The sequence below is a fragment of the Microcystis aeruginosa FD4 genome (assembly GCF_009792235.1).
Classification (GTDB): Bacteria; Cyanobacteriota; Cyanobacteriia; order Cyanobacteriales; family Microcystaceae; genus Microcystis; species Microcystis viridis.
Genome location: NZ_CP046973.1, coordinates 1,810,400 through 1,827,606 on the forward strand (window position 1 = coordinate 1,810,400; position 17,207 = coordinate 1,827,606).

Here is a 17,207-nt window from a genome sequence, read left to right on the forward strand (position 1 = left end):
GCTCGATGAAAATCTCTAGTCAGGGACTTGCGCTTTGATAATGTGCCATTTAGGGCTGGTCTGATTCTTCTACAGAGCGATTTTCAAAGCTGGGATATTATTCCTACGCAAGTCCCTATAGCGTTTTTCAGTCTGCTGAGGTACAAAAGTTATGGGTTTTAGGCAAAAGGCAAAAGGCAAGAGGCAAAAGGGAAGAAAAATAGGTGTACCTCACTAGCTTAGGAAACGCTATAATTACACATAAGCTGCCCGCGTATTTAAATTGCTTGTTGAGATAAGGCAAGAGGCAACAGGCTTCGGCCTTGCTGAAACGCATCTAAGATGCGTTTTAGCTTACTTACCATTTTTACCATCGGGAGCCATTAGAATTTCCTGATTTAATTGTTGGCGAATTTGTTCAAGGGAAAGTTGACTGAGTTTATTTTTATCATCTACCCGTTTCAATGCCTTGACATTCCTACCTAAATGCTGTAGGGTACGGACGGCACTTCATAGGTTAAACAAGAGCTAGAATCTCTGGAAATGCCTTGCCAGAGAGACCCTGACAACGAGGTATCATATATAATTGACCGGCAGATTTCTAGTCAGTAATTAGGGCAATTTTCCCCGTCACCGAACCAGTTTCTAGCAATTGATGGGCGCTGATAGCTGCCGCTAAAGGGAAGGTTTGGGAGAGATGAATAGTTAACTTTTTCTCGTCAATTAAACGCGCCCCTTGCTTGAGAATTTCTGTTTGATATTTTTGCGCTTCTGGCAGTCCCATCAAAGCCGGGGTTAACATTAATTCTAAACTGATTCGCAAATTGCGATCGCGTGCTTCTTTCCAGCTGCCCGTAGGTTCCAAAATCGTCACCATATCGCCGTACACGCGCACCGCTCGGCAAGTTTGCCCAAAAGTTTCTCCTCCCACCGTATCAAAAGCGACATCTACCCCTTTCCCTGCGGTTTCTTGAAGTATCGCCGCGACAAAATCGGTTTGTTTGGATAAAATCGGGTAATCTGCCCCTAATTGCCGCACTAAACGCTCTTTATCGCTATTTCCCACCGTCGTATAAACTTTAGCCCCTTTCAGTTTCGCCAATTGAATTGCGACATGACCAACACCCCCGGCCCCGCCATGGATCAGGACGCTTTGTCCCGACTGAAGACGGGCGCGATCATAGAGTGCTTCCCAAGCGGTGATTAAAACCAAAGGTACAGCGGCCGCCTCGGCAAAAGAAAGAGATTTCGGCTTGTGGGCTAGATAATCCGCCTCGATCAGGGCATATTCAGCATAATTTCCCGTGCCGGCCTTGCCTAGTCCGCCGCTACAAAAGTACACTTCATCCCCAGGTCGAAAATCCTGCACTGCCGCCCCAACGGCCTCGACAATTCCCGCCCCGTCACAGCCCAAAATGGCCGGCATTTGCTCGGGGTAAAAAGTGCCGCGTTTACGAATTTTTGTATCAATAGGGTTGACACCAGCCGCTTTTAATGCTACCAAAACCTGATGCGATTGACTAATTTTCGGGGTGGGGACTTCCTGAAGCTGCAGGACATCCAAGGCGGTCATGAGGATAGCTTTCATTCTATCTATTCGGGATTAACCCACATTAACGTCTGGCCAAATTCTACCGGTTCACCGTTAGCGACGGCGATCTCAACGATTTGCCCGGCCACTTCCGCTTCGATTTCGTTCATCAACTTCATCGCTTCGATGATACAGACCGTTTGTCCGACCCGGACTCGATCATTTTTTTCCACGAAAGACGGTTCATCGGGAGCGGGAGCGCGATAAAAAGTGCCGACCATGGGAGAGGTAATCGCCAGCCATTTTTTATCAATAGCGGCGGCCGCGGGTTCGGCAGTGGGGTTTTCCGGGACCGGGGTGGGACTTGCGGCTACCACTGGAGGGGCGACCGGGGCTGTCACCACTGGCAAGGGAGCGGGGAGAGGCCCAAGGGCAGTATTAACGGTTCCTTTGCGGATATTTAGCTCTAAATCTGCACTTTTCAAGCTAAATTCACTGATATCCGTTGCTGCCAATGTTTTGATCAGTTCTCGAATTTCGTTGTAATCAATAGTCACCGCTCTGAAATCCCCTCGCAAATAAAAAGCAACAAATCCAAATTCGCACCCACCAAACTGTCGATTTTTTCCATCTAGCGGCTAAGTTTTGGGAAACAGGCTCAGAAAACTGGCTTTAGTCCTAAACCCGTCCCTAATGCCTCATTTCTGGGCTTCTGATCACAATTATTCCCGTCCCAGATAGGAACCATCCCGGGTATCCACTTTAATCCTTTCACCGATGGAAATAAACAGGGGAACCATTACCTGCGCTCCCGTTTCTACGATCGCCGGTTTCGTGCCACCGGTGGCCGTATCTCCCTTGACTCCCGGATCTGTATCGGTGATTTCCAAGATTACCGAGGTGGGCAATTCCACCTCTAGCACTTGCTCATTCCAAAAGAGAATATTGACTTCCATTCCTTCTTTGAGATACTTGGCTCGATCGCCCATTTGTGCCGGGGTGAGAGTTGCTTCCTCAAAAGTCTCCATGTCCATGAAGACAAACTGATCGCCTTCTTTGTAGGTGTGCTGCATGGTGCGCTTTTCGATCGTGGCTGAGGGCAAGGTTTCCCCTGCCCGGAACGTCCGTTCTACCACGTTGCCGGTCTGGACGTTTTTTAACTTGGTTCGCACAAAGGCCGATCCCTTACCCGGTTTGACGTGCAGGAATTCTACCACCCGCCAGACAGAGCCATCTATCTCGATGGTTGTGCCGCTCCGAAAGTCGTTACTCGAAATCATGAAATGCTGTTTAGGCCAAGAAAGATCAACATTCCATTTTACATACTCCTGTACCCAAAAAAACTTTTTTCCCGCCCGTGCAGGTACGGAGGAGGTGGGAGGTGGGGCAAGCAAGGGACAAAAGCTAACCACTTACCCTTTCTGCTACACATGGAATTTGAAGGGGAATTTAGGGGGATTTCCCCCCAAGTAGCAGTAAGTTGTGGTTACTTGCTCAGATTCGATCGCCCATTGCCACAATAATTCCTCTTGACAAAATCCCACCAATTGACATATACTCATTTATATAATGGGAATCTGTGCCTGCCTGCGACCCCCTCATTTTCAGGCAAGATAGACTGAAGAAAATTGAATTTATCTCCGTATTATAGCGTTTCCCAATCTCATGAGGTACACCAAAATCTTAACTCCTGACTCCTGACTCCTGACTCCTGACTCCTCAAAACCTAAGACTCTGCACCTCACAACTAGGGGAATTGCTATAAGTAGGGAGGCACAATTATTTGTAGGATGGGTTAGCGGTAGCGTAAACTATGCGGGCGTTGGGTTTCATGCTTCAACCCAACCTACGTTCATCTTATAAGCTGTTCGTAATTTAAATTGCTTGTTGAGATCAGGCGGTCGGCAGGGGGCAGGAGGCAGGAGGAAAAATCGAATATGCAATTTAGATTCAAAACAGCTTATTTAATTCCACCCACCTACTTAGGGTTTGCGGCAAAAAGTAGGGGCGAAGCATTCGGATAGAAAATCTCCGGTTTCACCGATAGGTTATTGCCCGAATGCTTCGCCCCTACAGGACGCGGGCCGATGAAGACGCAAGGTTTTGAAGCACGATTCTCTCAAAATCTTGCACCTGTTTCGCTCGTAAAGCCACAAAACCCCTACCTTGCCTACATTTCACATTTATTCAGCAGACCCTACTTAGAAGAATCAGACCAGCCAGATGGCAGATTATCAAAGCGCAAGTCCCTTACTAGAGATTTTCATCGATCACTCAGCCTGAAAATAGGCATTTGGGTGCAGGTTCCTGGCAGCCAAAATGTCTAGCACTACGCGCCAGTCAAAAGTACAACCTGAGAGGGTTTCGGAGATTGTCATGTCCTAACCGCCGATTCGGTTGCGATAACATCTCGAAGGCTCTCCCCCTACCTAGGGTTTGCGGCAAAAAGCTTTTCCTGGGGACAGGGTGTGGGGTGTGGGGTGTGGGGTGTGGGGTTTGAGCGATTTTCAGGTGGTCAACTACCTAATTTTCAGGGAAAAAGTCCTGGAATTTTCCCCCCGATCCCCGCCATGGGGCACTTTTTGAGGGGAAAAAAGTCTAAAAGTCTTATCCAACAAGGTTTTTAGATTTATTCAGCCAACTCTACTTAGGGTGATCAGCAAACCCCCGCAGCGCGGAGGGCGCAGGTTGCTTGCGCCCCTACAGTAACGGATTTTGTCCACAATGTAGGGGCGAACTGCGTTCGCCCAAAAGGTACATTATCAAAGCGCAAATCCCTAATATCATTGTCGGGAGCGATTGTATTCGCCCTCTTTAACGGGGAATAATAATACAATTGAGAATGCAGTCAATCCCCTTAATCTCGATGGTCAATAAACTATACTACGGTGATAACCTAGAAGTGCTGCGGAAATATATCAAAGATGAATCGATCGATCTTTGTTATATCGACCCACCCTTTAATTCTAAACGCAATTACAACCAAATTTATAACAACTTAGGCAAGGAAGATCAAGCACAAGCACAAGCGTTTGTGGATACCTGGACATGGGATAATCACGCTAACGAAGCTTTAGAGGAAATTCAAAGCAACTATCAGGGTAAATTTACCAGTCAGACTATCGATTTAATTGACGGTTTGACTAAAGTTTTAGGAAAAGGTAGTCTTCTCGCTTATCTGGTGAGTATGACTCTGAGGATCGTGGAAATCCATCGAGTTTTAAAATCTACTGGTAGCTTTTATCTCCACTGCGATCCCACTGCTAGTCATTATTTAAAAATAGTTTTAGATACGGTTTTTTGCTCTCAGGGTGGTGATTATATTGCTGAAATTACTTGGGAAAGAACATCTGCTCATTCAGATTCCAAAACTTTTGCTAACACTACTGATGTTATTTTTTTATATTCCAAGCTAATTTTGATGTTTAATCAACAATTTAAGCCATATTCAGAAGAATATCTGAAAAAATATTATAAGCATCAAGATGGCAAAGGAAGATTTTTAGATAGAGATTTGACTGCTGGTGGACTGTCAGGTGGTGGTTATAACTATGATTGGAAGGGAATTAAAAAGCTGTGGAGATGCCCTATAGAAACAATGCAGAAATACGAAGAACAAAATAAATTATATTATACAAGAAATGGTACTCCTAGATTAAAGCAGTATTTAGAAGAAATGCCAGGAGTACCACTGACAAATTTATGGAATGATATTCCTCCAATTAACTCACAAGCATCTGAAAGATTGGGTTATCCCACGCAAAAACCAGAGGCATTATTAGAAAGAATAATCAAAGCAAGTAGCAATAAAGGAGATGTAATTTTAGATGCCTATTGTGGGTGTGGAACGACTATCGCTGTAGCAGAGAGATTAGAGAGAAACTGGATTGGAATTGATATAACCTATCAGAGTATTAGCTTAATATTAAAGCGATTAGAGGACTCCTTTGGTAAAAATGTTTTAGATAAAATTGAACTGAACGGTATTCCTAAAGACATGGAATCAGCGCAAGCATTAGCCACTAAACCCGATGATCGTACCCGCAAAGAATTTGAGAAATGGGCGGTTTTAACCTATAGTAATAACCGGGCTGTGATTAATGACAAAAAAGGGGCAGATAAAGGAGTCGATGCTATTGCCTATTTTCAGGGAGATAAGGACAACCGCGAGAAAATGATTTTTCAAGTAAAATCCGGTAATGTCAAATCGGGAGACATCAGAGATCTACAGGGAAACATGACACTACAAGGGGCAGCCTTGGGTATATTTATCACCTTGAAACCTCCTAGCAAAGATATGGTTCAAACGGCCAAATCTGCGGGAATTTATCGCGGTCGTTACATGAGTCAAAGTGTGGATAAAATTGAGATTGTGACAGTACAAGAAATCCTTGAACAGAAAAAACGTCTCGATGTTATCCTCACCTTTGAAGTCCTGAAAGCTGCCGAAAAACAAAGGGAAACCCAAGGACAACAAATGAGTTTAGATATACCCTTCCCCGATTAAAGTTTTTTTCTATTTTTCTAAAAAAGACTTGACAAAATCCCCGGACTTGACTCATACTCTCTGAGGGTACGGGTAGAAGGTGGAGGCTATCAGTCTCTTGTCCACACCAGTCCGTTAGATGGTCGGTAATCTCGATTTCCTCCCTACTGATTCGGGGAGGGGCAGAAAAACCGCATCTTTTCTCGATTTATTTTTTTATCTCCCAGAAAATGCGTAAACTCTTTTCCGCTTTCTTCCTCGCTGCCTTAATCACCACCCCCGTTATCCTACCTTCTCCAGCCTTAAGCGAAGTTCGTAAAGAACGGGTACAATTCAAAGCAGGAACATCTGGAACAACCATTCAAGGCAAAATCAAGGGAGGACAGGTCGTTCAGTACCTAATTCGCGCTAATGCTGGGCAGAATATCTCCCTTGCCTTCAATAGCGATAATGGGGGTGCTTCTTTCAACCTTTTTGCACCGGGTAAAGTCCCCGGCAAGGATGCGGCGATGGTTATCGGGTCTAATGCCGGTAACGCTTATGAAGGAATCCTACCAGCGGATGGCGATTATACGATCCAAGTGGGTTTGATCCGCAATTCAGTGCGTAATAATGAGGTAGCTAATTATCGCTTAAAAATCTTTATTTCCAATTATTACAACCAAAGCGATGCCAAAGTACCCGGGACAAATTACCATGCTACGGGTAGTGTTACCTGTTCTATGGGCGACGGAAAACCGGCGGGATCTTGTCCCTTTGGTGTCACTCGTCGAGGTAACGGTAGTGCAGATGTCACTGTCACCAAACCCGACGGCCGCAAGCGTATCATTTTCTTTGAAAAAGGGAAAGCGATCGGCTACGATGTTAGTCAGGCGGACTCTGGGGCGTTTAGTGCCTCGAAAGAGGGCGATATTTATTTTATTCGCATTGGCAAAGAACGCTACGAGATTTTTGAAGCTATCATCTTTGGGGGTTAGGTGCTGCTTTTCGTAAGCGCCAAGCATAAAATCTCCATTTAGGATAGTTTGAAGCACATCTTGGCCTTTAGGAAGGTTTTAAAACCTCCTTTGGTTATTTTTAGGGATAGGGTGATAATTTTGTTAAAATATAGGTCAGCCTTAACCTATAATTGAATTGAAAATGTATGATTCTACCTGTAAATTTATCGCCCTTGAATATTCGAGAGACTTGGCCACTTGGTTACTGGGTAAACCCTTAGAATTAACAGAAATTAAACCCTCGGAATTATCCCTAGAGCCAATTAGAGCCGATACTTTAATCTTTTTGGAGTCGGAAGAATTAATCTTACATATCGAGTTCCAAACCGAACCTAAAGAAGATATTCCCTATAGAATGCTAGATTATGCCACCAGACTCTATCGACGCTATCCCGATAAACCTATCCATCAAGTGGTTATTTATCTGAGGAAAAGTGACTCCCCCAAAGTCCGACAAAATGATTATAAACAAGGGAAAACCTCTCATCAATTTGAAGTGATTAGACTCTGGGAACAACCCTCGGAACCCTTATTAAAGGCTCCCGGACTGTTTCCCTTTGCCATACTCGCTCAAGCTGAGAAACAAGAAAACTTGCTGCGGCAAATTGCCCAAGAAATCGAGCAAATCAGCGATAGTCGAGAACAAAGTAATCTGGCTGCATCTACCGCTATTCTAGCTGGGTTAGTATTAGAGAAAGACATCATTCAACGATTATTGAGGAAAGACATCATGAAAGAATCAGTTATCTATCAAGAAATCTGGTCGGAAGGTTTACAAGAGGGACGACAAGAGGGACGACAAGAAGGAGAAGCTAACCTAGTTTTACGTCAATTAAATCGGCGGATAGGGGACATTTCTCCCGAATTATTGCCCAATATTCGCAGTCTTGACCTAGAACAGTTAGAAAACTTGGGAGAAGCTTTGTTAGATTTTCAGTCACCACAAGATTTAGAACAATGGCTGGAAAATTGCCGAGCAAGTTAGTACAAATAAACTAAATGCGGTCTATCCATTCCCATGGAAGCAGCAAGCTCTCAACTCCCTTGAGAGTAGTTCGCATTTTAATCTATTCCCCGGTAGAGATCGGCGATCGCTAACTCTAGGTTAATACTTGGCAGGATCACCCGATCGCCTGTCTCGTAAATAGTCGTTTCCCATGTCCCCAGAGAATTACGACGACGGCATTCCACGCGCTGGATTTCTTGGGAAATTAATACATATTCTTCTAACGTTTCTATCTGTTGATAATCTTGGAATTTTTCGCCCTTGTCAAAAGCGGCCGTACTGGGGGAAAGCACTTCCGCGATCAGTTTCGGATAGCGTTTCAGATAACGGTCTTGGCGATCGCGAGGATCGCAGGTAACAAAAGCATCGGGATAGTAATAAAACTGATCTTGATAGTTAACCTTGACATTACCCGAGTGAAACCGACAGTCTGTAGAGTCGCCTAAATGTTCGTCAATTACTTTGAGAAAATTGAAGGCAATGCGCTCGTGATTATCCGTACCGCCGGCCATCGCATAAACCAAACCACGTCGGTATTCATGGCGGATCTGGCTCTGGCGCTCGATAGCGAGATATTCTTGGGGACTGATGTAGTTGGGAACCGCGATCATAATTTCTAGGGGAAGCCTACTATTAATTATAGTACGAGAATGGCTCTTCTCCACTTTGTGTGATAAGTTTTGCTTATAGAACGTGAAATGCTTATCGGGCAAGACTTTTAGGGCTATTTTGATGATCAGCGATGCTCAGACGTTCGGCGATGCTCAGTCGAACCGTCGGGCCGCGGAAGAAACTATCAGTATAGACCTCGTTTCCACACAGAAACCAGAAGAGCCAAATTTCCAATACTCAGTTTAAATTCAGTACAGCTTAACCAGATTACTTGGAGTAGATAAAATCTCTGCAAAACGGGTTTGAGTCTCAGCCAAAAATTTAGAAATCGTCTCTCCTTTTCAACAAATATCTGATGTTTTGCCTCCACAGGATTGACAGTTTTTCCTTCTTAGCTGAAACTGTCTTGCTTAGTATTAATCCAGCCCCTTATTTAGTTGTAATCCGTGAAGATTTGCGATTAACTTCTCCTGCCACTGGTAAAGATTTAACATGAGAACCTTGAAACTTTTCCATATTGCTGACTCGCCACATAGACAGAGGAAAAGTAATCGCAAATAAACCAAAAACTCCCACTAATATCCAGACGATATCGTGCATTTTCCGCGAGGAAACCTTTCTAACTTGAGCGTCCATTTTGTCACCTCCTAGACTTTAAGTTAAAGGTAAATAGGGAAATAGTGGATGCCATGACATGGCCGTGGCGGCAATCATGAGGGCAAAAAACCAAAAGAGAATGGTCTTAGCTTTTATCTGGCGATCTTTCCAAAGATAATGCAGTATCGGCCAACTGACTAACCAGCCAATTAATAACATCGTTTCTTTGCCGGTATAACTGCCAATATTACCCCACATTTTGCTAGGATTTTTACTGCCAGGTATCCAACTGCCCAAATTCCCAAGAAAAGTTTCTACGGTTTTTGAATGGTCTGCATCGGAAAAATGGTGAGAAACCATCATTAAAAAACAGCCAATACCAGCACTAATAATTGCCGCTGCTGCTGGGCCAGAAGTGGCGGGGGAACGTTTGGCACCTTCGGCTAAACCTTGGGGAAATTGTTTTAAAAAAGCCCAGATTTTTCCATACCAAGGACTATCGACGTAACGTTGGGTCATCAGATTTGTTCCTATTTTTTTCGTAACTGTGTGAAACCGAAAAGTCCCACCGCTAAGAGTCCCATAATGGCACTAGGTTCGGGAACAGACTCTAGGAGAAAAGCCCGGGTTTCCTGCTGTCCTAATCCATTGGTAAAAGTGCCAAAACCGATAATTTGGCCGCTTTCATTAATCCCGGTGGCTTGATTTAAAACCCATCCCGTACCATTGACAAGTAAATCATTCAGGTCTGATAGTTGACCATTTTGCCAGAGAGTGGCGTGGGCGACTCCACTAGCAAGATTAGAAAAGCCCACAATTTGACCAGATTCGTTAATACTTAAAGCATCGCCTTGCGTACCACCAAGACTGCCTAAATTAATCAAATTGCCGTTATCCCAGAGGAATCCGCTAGAGGTTAAAGTGGCTCCTGAACCATTAGTCGCTTGAACAATAACTAAGCCATTTTCGTTAAGATCTCGGGCAAAACTTTGGGCGAATCCGTTGGGAATTCCTAGATTAGTCAGGACAAAATTACCATTGGCATCCTGCTCCCAAAAAGCGGCACTGTAAACATTAGTTCCGTTCACTACAGTATCGGAGTCCACATAACCAACGATTTCGGTGTTGTCACTGATAGCTAAACCGAAATTTTGATCGCCACCCAGACTAGGTAAGTCGTTAAGAGTGCCATTTTCCCAGAAAATAGCGTTTCTTCGATTGGTTGCAAAGATATGATAACCAGCAATCTGATTGCTGTTGTTGATGTCGATAAAATAACTTTCCAGGCCACCAAAGTTATAAATGTTGAGGTCGTAACCCCCGGAACCGTTAGGAGTCCACAATAACGCCCGGTCTGTGGGTCCGGCGGTTTCATCTCCCGCACCGACAATCATCCCTGCGTCATTAATAGAACGAGATAAACCACCGCGACCAGGGAGAGTGACGGCGGTGCCGCCATTAACTGGGCCAGTAAGGGGTAACGCTGTTATCGTGCCGTTTTCCCAGATATAGCCGCTAGAAGCGGTATTACCGGCGGTGCGGGAACGACCGACGATTTGACCTTGGTTGTTAATGCTGGCTGCCCTCGTATCCGTACCATCGGGGCTGAGTGTACCCAAGTCGGTGATTTTATACATCGAACCCGCTAGGGCAGGAGACACAGTATGTAAGCCGAAAACAGTGGCTAGAACGAGCGAAAGTTGAATTTTAGTCATTTTTGAGGTGAATAAGCAAATAAGGGTTTACAGAGCCTGAATTTTGGCGACACCGAGGCCGCTAACGAGACCACCCATAGCAAAAAACATCATTGCCATCAGAGCAATGCAAGTGGCTGTTAACACCGGTCGGTTAGCTTTGTCTAAAATTGAGTCGCCGTATTTCCAGAGAATCCAAGTGCAGGCCACGCCTAGGGGCAAGGTAAACAAGACGCTGAATTCGTGGTATTCCATGAGGACGTATTGACCGAGGGGCGAATTTTCTTTTAACCAAGCGCGCGCGCCGCCAAATTCTGAACCGGCCCGATAGCGCATATAGGCTAAATTACCAGTGGCGATCGCTAAAAAAGCGAGGACGCTGGACCAGAAGCTGAGGGTTCGCATTTGCCGCAAGAGTTTGCTAGAACCTCTTAACAGGGGAAAAGCGAGGTGGCCTGCGTAAACAATGACGACTAGGGCTAATAAAGAGCCAAAACCGTGAATTGTGCCTAACCATCGCTGCCACGGACTCGGATGCAGGAGATTGACGAAGGGCAGGAATAAAAATAAGCCCGCCGAGAGGATTCCTAGCCCATAAACGCAAACGGTGGCGATATCTAGGGTTTTGGGGAAATCAATTTTTTCTGATTCTGTGGTATGAGATGACATCGGTTTCTCCTTAACGGTCTAGAGAAGCTAAATGAGAAATTATCTCAATTAGGTCGAACTTTGATCAAAAAAGTCCATTGAATACCTGTGTCCAACCATCAAAGGATTTTTAGACTCAAGTTGACGCTAAATAACGTCAAGACTAGAATTTAGACATAGACAAAGCTGGCGCTAAATGATTCTAGTAATCACTTAGCCTCAACTATGCACTGCTAAAGGAGCGACTGGCATCGCTTCTTTGGTTTAATCAGGCTCTAGACTAATTTTCTTGTCAACCATTCAGTCTAGGGCTTTTTTTTAGCCAAGTCTAGTATCAACAATATTTTTTAATAATTGAGAATAATTCTTAACTGCTTGGAAGCTATTCCTAAGGGCGTCACACTACGGCTATCGGTCTTCTCCCCACTCCCCCCCCGCAACGCTCACGAAGTGGTCTCCCCACTGCGGTAAACTAAATGAGATGATCCACGGGAGTTATGACTATGACCACTCACTTTATTAGTGCCGAAATCGACCTACAGGAAACCCCGCAACAACTGCAGCAAGAAATCGAAAAAGAATTGGCCAAACGCGGTGAACCCTTGCGTTGGGCAATCACAGAAGTAGATACCGAGAATAATCAGGTAAAAGTCGAAGCGATTGTCACCACTGCCTCGTGAATTCCCGTCCCTATACCGCCGTACTAATTATTCCCACCGGCATCGGGGCAGCGATTGGCGGTTATGCTGGGGATGGCATTCCCGTGGCCAGAGCGATCGCCCAAGTCTGCGATCGCCTAATTACCCATCCCAATGTCCTCAACGGCGCACAACTGTACTGGCCTCTAGCCAACACCTATTATGTGGAGGGTTACGCTTTAGATCGTTTTGCTCAGGGGGATTGGGGATTAAGTCCCGTCCATCAAAATCGCATCGGGTTACTATTTGATCGCGCCATTGAATTTGACCTCTTGCAAAGACACCTTCAGGCTGCCGATGCTGTCCGGGCCACCCTAGGCTTAGATCTCACCGATTACCTTATCACCGATGCCTCCTTAAATGTGCAGTTGCGAGAGGCAGCCTCTGGGGCCAGTTGGGGAACAATTGGCAATCCCGACAGCTTGCTGCGGGGAGCAGAAAAACTGATTAAGCAAGGCCGGGCAGAAGCGATCGCCATTGTTGCCCGTTTTCCCGACGATCCCGATAGCATTGCCCTGGCTAATTATCGCCATGGTCAGGGGGTGGATCCCCTTGCCGGGGCCGAAGCGGTGATTTCCCATCTGGTGGTGCGACAATTCCAAATACCGGCGGCCCACGCTCCCGCTTTAAGTCCGCTGCCCCTGGATCCGCAACTTTCCCCCAAGGCCGCAGCCGAAGAAATCGGTTATACTTTTTTACCCTGCGTTTTGGTGGGTTTAAGTCGCGCCCCCCAATTGGTCAAGCAGCCCGGTCCCGATGCTATTTGGAGCCGCGAGGTGGACGCGCTGATCGTTCCCGCCAGTGCTTGTGGCTCTGCCACAGTTTTGGGTTTTTGTCAAGAGAAAACTGTACTGATTGCCGTACAGGAAAATAGTACAAGAATGAAGGTGGCCCCGGAACCTCTGGGGGTGAAAGCAATTAGGGTACACTCGTATATGGAGGCAATCGGTGCGATCGTTTGTCAACGGGCCGGGGTTAGCCTCCCATCTCTTCGCCCTCATTTAAACTCTTTACGCTGTTTATCCGAGAATCCGTGACTAATTCCCCTAATTCCGAATTTGACCCCCTGACACGCACACAAGTCCTCACCATTATGGCGGTAACGGCGATTATCTTGCTGGTAGTCGCCAAAGTCTGGCAATATTTCGGTGCGATCGCTATTCCCGCCATTCGCTGGACCCTTCCTGATTTCCTGTTCGGATTAGCCTTAGCGGGGGCGATTAGTGGAATTAGTGGGCTTCTCTATCGTTTTTGGCCTAGTTATCGCCATAGTGCTAACGCTTACTTAGAATTAGTCATTAAACCTTTAGCATGGCCCGATTTAATTTGGGTTGGATTACTGCCGGGGTTAAGTGAAGAATTATTATTTCGCGGGGTGATTTTGCCGGCTTTGGGCTTAAATATCTTTGGTTTAACCGTTTCTAGTCTGATTTTTGGTATCCTCCATTTTAGCGGTTCCCAACAATGGCCCTATGTTATCTGGGCAACTGTTGTCGGTTTTGCCCTCGGTTATACCGTCATCATCACCGGTAATTTATTAATCCCGATCCTCGCTCATATTATCACCAATCTCCTCGCTAGTTTTCTCTGGAAATTACAGCATAGTAATCAGTAATCAGTTATCAGTGGGGAAGTTATCAGTGGGGAAGTTATCAGTGATCAGTAATCAGTAATCAGTAATCAGTGACTACTCCCTACTCCTGTCTCCTCTAAAAAATATGGAAGTACAATTTCGCGAATTTAATCCTTTTGATGTCTGGTTTTGGCTGGAATTTTCGACGGTTCCCTCGAATATGGAACAGCAATATGTAGAAGAAGTTTTTGCCTCTTGGTTTTATTTGGGTAAATTAGGGGCTTTCAATGCGGAAAACCTACAGGTACAGGAGGTGGGAGTCGATATTAGTTATATGGAATACGATCCAGATCTGGCCGAAAATGCCTTTATGTCACCGATGCACAATATGACCGATTTTGAATACTTAGGTACTTGGGGACGTTGTTGGTTTGACCTTGGTACTAGCGATCCTATTGCTTTAGATATTTTAATCAATGCCTTGACCCAATTAAGTAGGGATTTTGTCGATATTAAACGGTTAATTATCGGTGGAGAAAATCAAGATTGGCCAGTTAGCGATCGCAGCAATTATCTCTTTAGCGAATAATTAGGTTTTACTGAAAAAGTTTCTTGGTGGAGTCAGTATTCAGTATTCAGGAGGAGATAGGGTGATAGGGTTTTGGGGTGATAGGGTGATAGGGTTTTGGGGTGATAAGGTGATAGGGTTTTGGGGTGATAGGGTGATGAGACAGCTTCCCCACTTCCCCACTTCCCCACTTCCCCACTTCCCCACTTCCCCACTTCCCCACTTCCCCACTTCCCCACTTCCCCACTTCCCCACTTCCCCACTTCCCCACTTCCCCACTTCCCCACTTCCCCACTTCCCCACTTCCCCACTTCCCCACTTCCCCACTTCCCCACTTCCCCACTTCCCCACTTCCCCACTTCCCCACACCCCACTTCCCCACTTCCCCACTTCCCCACTTCCCCACTTCCCCACTTAACAACATCTATGCTTAATCTCATCTCCCTTCCAGAAATTCCCGCCGCTGCTTGGAAACGTCCTCTGGGCAAAGGTTGGGAAAAACCCTACAGCGTCCGCTACGCCAGCAATTTAGATGATGGTCCTTGGCATGGGATGCCCCTAGGAGGATTTGGGGCCGGTTGCATCGGACGTTCCCCCAAAGGTGACTTTAACCTCTGGCATCTGGACGGTGGTGAACACAGTTTTAATCGCCTTGCGGCCTGTCAATTTAGCATTTTTGAACAAACAGAAGACGGAAGCGCCCAAGCCTACGCTATGGCGACGGAAAGCCCCAAGGATGGAACTTTATCGCGCTGGTCGTGGTATCCAGCCGAAAAGGGAAACTATTCGTCCCTTTATCCCCGCAGTTGGTACGAGTACAAAGATGTTTTTCAGACTCAATTAATTTGCGAACAATTCTCACCGGTTTGGGCGCATAATTATCAAGAAAGTAGTTATCCTATTGCCCTATTTGAATGGACGGCTCATAATCCCACCGATAAACCAATTACTATTAGTATTATGCTGACTTGGCAAAATACAATCGGTTGGTTTACTAACGCGATTAAATCCCCGGTGGTTAAAGTGAGAGATGATGGTAGTCCCGTCTATGAATATCAATCAAAATGGGGGGAAAGTGAGGGTAATTATAATCAATGGATTGTCGATAATTTCCGCGTTGGCTGTCTAATGCGTCGGGATTACGAAAACCCCGGGGAAGGGGATGGACAGATGGCGATTGCCAGTATCACTAATCCGAGTCTAGAGGTATTTTATCTGGGTAAATGGAACCCTGCCGGCGATGGGGGCGAAGTTTGGGATTATTTCGCCATGAATGGCTCTTTACCGGATATTGAGGACGAAACCCCCGCCCAAAAAGGGGAACAAACGGCCACGGCCATGGCGATTCGTTTTACCATTCGTCCGGGTAAAACTGGCAAAATTCCTTTTATTTTAGCCTGGGATTTACCCGTCACGGAATTTGCTCAAGGAATTAACTATTATCGTCGTTATACGGACTTTTTCGGTCGCAATGGTCAAAATGCTTGGGCGATGGTACGCACGGCTTTAAAACACGGCGATACATGGCGAGAAAATATTATTAACTGGCAAAAACCGATCCTAGAACGCAGCGATCTGGCCGATTGGTTTAAAATGGCTTTATTTAACGAATTATACCTCCTAACTGACGGCGGGACTCTCTGGACGGCAGCCACGGAACAGGATCCTATCGGTCAATTTGGGGTCTTAGAATGTATTGATTATCGTTGGTATGAAAGTCTGGATGTGCGTCTCTATGGTTCCTTTGGGTTATTGATGTTATGGCCGCGCTTAGAAAAGGCCGTCATGGAAGCTTTTGCCAGGGCAATTCCCACCCACGACGACACTCCTCGGATTATCGGTTATAACCAAGCTAGTGCCATTCGTAAGGCTAAAAATGCCACTCCCCACGATTTAGGTGCGCCCAATGAACACCCTTGGCAAAAGAGTAATTACACCAGTTATCAAGATTGTAATCTCTGGAAAGATTTAGGCAGTGATTTTGTTTTATTAGTCTATCGGGATTATTTATTAACGGGGGCTAAAGATGAGGATTTTCTGCGGGAATGTTGGCCGTCAATTGTCCTGACTTTGCAATATTTAAAAACTTTTGACCTTGATAACGATGGGATTCCCGAAAATTCCGGCGCACCAGACCAAACCTTTGATGATTGGCGTTTACAGGGAATTAGTGCCTATTGTGGTGGTTTGTGGATAGCGGCACTAGAAGCGGCGCTTAAAATTGGGGCAATTCTTGGGGAAGATACGGCAATTTTTGCCAGTTGGTTACAGCAATCTCGCGCTATTTATCATGAGACTCTCTGGAATGGAGAATATTATAATTTAGATAGTGGCAGTGGTTCCGATGTGGTGATGACTGACCAATTATGCGGTCAATTTTATGCCGGTTTATTGAGTTTACCAGATGTGGTAGAAAATCAATACACCCAATCAGCTTTAAGCAAGATTTATGAGGTTTGTTTTCTCAAGTTTCATGGGGGAAAATTTGGGGCTGCTAACGGTTTAAAACCCGATGGTACTCCCGAAAATCCTGACGCTACCCATCCCCTAGAAGTGTGGACAGGAATTAATTTTGGATTGGTGGCTTTTTTGATGCAAATGGGACTGGAAAAGCAAGGATGGCAAATTACCGAAGCGGTGGTGCGACAAATTTATGAAAATGGCTTACAATTTCGCACCCCGGAAGCGATTACATCGGTGGGAACTTTTCGCGCCTGTCATTATCTGCGCGCCATGGCTATCTGGGCAATCTATGGGGTTTTGACGGAATTTCAGGGATAAGTTTTCTTGGAGATATCTCTCTTTCCTCAACTTCAA

Annotated in this window: 18 protein-coding genes; 8 read left to right on the plus strand and 10 right to left on the minus strand. The window is 45.5% G+C overall.

All coding sequences use genetic code 11. The annotated features are described in order from the left end of the window. Positions 1-580: 580 nt before the first annotated feature. The 4 genes from GQR42_RS09400 to GQR42_RS09415 all read right to left on the minus strand — a co-directional run bounded on the left by GQR42_RS09400 (position 581) and on the right by GQR42_RS09415 (position 3,072). Positions 581-1,567 carry a zinc-dependent alcohol dehydrogenase family protein gene (locus tag GQR42_RS09400; RefSeq protein WP_158199767.1) on the minus strand — a complete coding sequence of 329 codons (987 nt, stop codon included), beginning with the start codon at positions 1,565-1,567 and terminating at the stop codon, positions 581-583. A gap of 5 nt (positions 1,568-1,572) precedes the next feature. Continuing rightward, positions 1,573-2,067, minus strand: a complete 495-nt coding sequence (gene accB, locus GQR42_RS09405) for an acetyl-CoA carboxylase biotin carboxyl carrier protein (protein ID WP_158199768.1) — start codon at positions 2,065-2,067, stop codon at positions 1,573-1,575. Between the two features lie 165 nt (positions 2,068-2,232). Further along, positions 2,233-2,790: an elongation factor P gene (gene efp, locus GQR42_RS09410; protein WP_002788532.1), complete on the minus strand. Its 558-nt coding sequence runs from the start codon at positions 2,788-2,790 to the stop codon at positions 2,233-2,235. A gap of 144 nt (positions 2,791-2,934) precedes the next feature. Beyond that, positions 2,935-3,072 carry a hypothetical protein gene (locus GQR42_RS09415; RefSeq protein WP_158199769.1) on the minus strand — a complete coding sequence of 46 codons (138 nt, stop codon included), beginning with the start codon at positions 3,070-3,072 and terminating at the stop codon, positions 2,935-2,937. A gap of 1,304 nt (positions 3,073-4,376) precedes the next feature. Here GQR42_RS09415 and GQR42_RS09420 point away from each other — a divergent pair. From GQR42_RS09420 to GQR42_RS09430, 3 genes are all read left to right on the plus strand, one after another. Further along, positions 4,377-6,017, plus strand: coding sequence for a DNA methyltransferase (locus tag GQR42_RS09420; RefSeq protein WP_158199770.1), 1,641 nt, complete (start codon positions 4,377-4,379; stop codon positions 6,015-6,017). 209 nt (positions 6,018-6,226) lie between these two features. After that, positions 6,227-6,973, plus strand: a complete 747-nt coding sequence (locus GQR42_RS09425; RefSeq protein WP_158199771.1) for a hypothetical protein — start codon at positions 6,227-6,229, stop codon at positions 6,971-6,973. 163 nt (positions 6,974-7,136) lie between these two features. After that, positions 7,137-7,979 carry an Rpn family recombination-promoting nuclease/putative transposase gene (locus GQR42_RS09430; protein WP_158199772.1) on the plus strand — a complete coding sequence of 281 codons (843 nt, stop codon included), beginning with the start codon at positions 7,137-7,139 and terminating at the stop codon, positions 7,977-7,979. A gap of 77 nt (positions 7,980-8,056) precedes the next feature. Here GQR42_RS09430 and GQR42_RS09435 read toward each other — a convergent pair whose 3' ends face one another. The 5 genes from GQR42_RS09435 to GQR42_RS09455 form a co-directional block, all read right to left on the minus strand. Then, positions 8,057-8,611, minus strand: a complete 555-nt coding sequence (locus tag GQR42_RS09435; RefSeq protein WP_158199773.1) for a Uma2 family endonuclease — start codon at positions 8,609-8,611, stop codon at positions 8,057-8,059. 430 nt (positions 8,612-9,041) lie between these two features. Further along, positions 9,042-9,248: a hypothetical protein gene (locus GQR42_RS09440; RefSeq protein ID WP_158199774.1), complete on the minus strand. Its 207-nt coding sequence runs from the start codon at positions 9,246-9,248 to the stop codon at positions 9,042-9,044. Positions 9,249-9,266: 18 nt separating this feature from the next. Further along, positions 9,267-9,728 (minus strand): hypothetical protein, encoded by a 462-nt coding sequence (locus GQR42_RS09445; RefSeq protein ID WP_158199775.1) that lies wholly within the window; start codon positions 9,726-9,728, stop codon positions 9,267-9,269. Positions 9,729-9,739: 11 nt separating this feature from the next. Next, entirely contained in the window at positions 9,740-10,924 is a 1,185-nt protein-coding gene (locus GQR42_RS09450) for a PEP-CTERM sorting domain-containing protein (protein ID WP_158199776.1), read from the minus strand. Between the two features lie 27 nt (positions 10,925-10,951). Next, positions 10,952-11,572, minus strand: coding sequence for a hypothetical protein (locus tag GQR42_RS09455; protein ID WP_158199777.1), 621 nt, complete (start codon positions 11,570-11,572; stop codon positions 10,952-10,954). Positions 11,573-12,054: 482 nt separating this feature from the next. On the opposite strand from GQR42_RS09455, the gene GQR42_RS27630 reads away from it, so the two are divergent. The 4 genes from GQR42_RS27630 (at position 12,055) to GQR42_RS09470 (ending at position 14,411) form a co-directional block, all read left to right on the plus strand. Further along, positions 12,055-12,231, plus strand: coding sequence for a hypothetical protein (locus GQR42_RS27630; RefSeq protein ID WP_002734354.1), 177 nt, complete (start codon positions 12,055-12,057; stop codon positions 12,229-12,231). Continuing rightward, entirely contained in the window at positions 12,228-13,286 is a 1,059-nt protein-coding gene (locus tag GQR42_RS09460; RefSeq protein ID WP_158199778.1) for a DUF3326 domain-containing protein, read from the plus strand. The genes GQR42_RS27630 and GQR42_RS09460 overlap by 4 nt, the downstream gene beginning before the upstream one ends. Further along, entirely contained in the window at positions 13,283-13,864 is a 582-nt protein-coding gene (locus GQR42_RS09465) for a CPBP family intramembrane glutamic endopeptidase (RefSeq protein WP_158199779.1), read from the plus strand. Before GQR42_RS09460 ends, GQR42_RS09465 begins: the two co-directional genes overlap by 4 nt. Positions 13,865-13,967: 103 nt before the next feature. Then, positions 13,968-14,411 (plus strand): DUF3531 family protein, encoded by a 444-nt coding sequence (locus tag GQR42_RS09470; protein WP_158199780.1) that lies wholly within the window; start codon positions 13,968-13,970, stop codon positions 14,409-14,411. 32 nt (positions 14,412-14,443) lie between these two features. On the opposite strand, the gene GQR42_RS28590 is transcribed toward GQR42_RS09470, so the two are convergent. Further along, positions 14,444-14,830, minus strand: coding sequence for a hypothetical protein (locus GQR42_RS28590; RefSeq protein WP_233271341.1), 387 nt, complete (start codon positions 14,828-14,830; stop codon positions 14,444-14,446). Between GQR42_RS28590 and GQR42_RS09480 the strand changes: the two genes are divergently transcribed. Then, the gene (locus GQR42_RS09480; RefSeq protein WP_158199781.1) at positions 14,817-17,171 is read left to right on the plus strand and encodes a GH116 family glycosyl hydrolase; all 2,355 of its coding nucleotides are present in this window, start codon (positions 14,817-14,819) and stop codon (positions 17,169-17,171) included. The genes GQR42_RS28590 and GQR42_RS09480 overlap by 14 nt on opposite strands. The last annotated feature ends 36 nt before the right edge of the window (positions 17,172-17,207 follow it).

Bases quoted from the DNA above. Each gene is read 5' to 3' on its own strand.
- GQR42_RS09400 (WP_158199767.1), bottom strand. From the start codon at position 1,567: ATGAAAGCTATCCTCATGACCGCCTTGGATGTCCTGCAGCTTCAGGAA.
- efp (WP_002788532.1), bottom strand. From the start codon at position 2,790: ATGATTTCGAGTAACGACTTTCGGAGCGGCACAACCATCGAGATAGAT.
- GQR42_RS09415 (WP_158199769.1), bottom strand. From the start codon at position 3,072: ATGAGTATATGTCAATTGGTGGGATTTTGTCAAGAGGAATTATTGTGG.
- GQR42_RS09420 (WP_158199770.1), top strand. From the start codon at position 4,377: ATGGTCAATAAACTATACTACGGTGATAACCTAGAAGTGCTGCGGAAA.
- GQR42_RS09425 (WP_158199771.1), top strand. From the start codon at position 6,227: ATGCGTAAACTCTTTTCCGCTTTCTTCCTCGCTGCCTTAATCACCACC.
- GQR42_RS09430 (WP_158199772.1), top strand. From the start codon at position 7,137: ATGTATGATTCTACCTGTAAATTTATCGCCCTTGAATATTCGAGAGAC.
- GQR42_RS09435 (WP_158199773.1), bottom strand. From the start codon at position 8,611: ATGATCGCGGTTCCCAACTACATCAGTCCCCAAGAATATCTCGCTATC.
- GQR42_RS09440 (WP_158199774.1), bottom strand. From the start codon at position 9,248: ATGGACGCTCAAGTTAGAAAGGTTTCCTCGCGGAAAATGCACGATATC.
- GQR42_RS09445 (WP_158199775.1), bottom strand. From the start codon at position 9,728: ATGACCCAACGTTACGTCGATAGTCCTTGGTATGGAAAAATCTGGGCT.
- GQR42_RS09450 (WP_158199776.1), bottom strand. From the start codon at position 10,924: ATGACTAAAATTCAACTTTCGCTCGTTCTAGCCACTGTTTTCGGCTTA.
- GQR42_RS09455 (WP_158199777.1), bottom strand. From the start codon at position 11,572: ATGTCATCTCATACCACAGAATCAGAAAAAATTGATTTCCCCAAAACC.
- GQR42_RS27630 (WP_002734354.1), top strand. From the start codon at position 12,055: ATGACCACTCACTTTATTAGTGCCGAAATCGACCTACAGGAAACCCCG.
- GQR42_RS09470 (WP_158199780.1), top strand. From the start codon at position 13,968: ATGGAAGTACAATTTCGCGAATTTAATCCTTTTGATGTCTGGTTTTGG.
- GQR42_RS09480 (WP_158199781.1), top strand. From the start codon at position 14,817: ATGCTTAATCTCATCTCCCTTCCAGAAATTCCCGCCGCTGCTTGGAAA.
- GQR42_RS28590 (WP_233271341.1), bottom strand. From the start codon at position 14,830: ATGAGATTAAGCATAGATGTTGTTAAGTGGGGAAGTGGGGAAGTGGGG.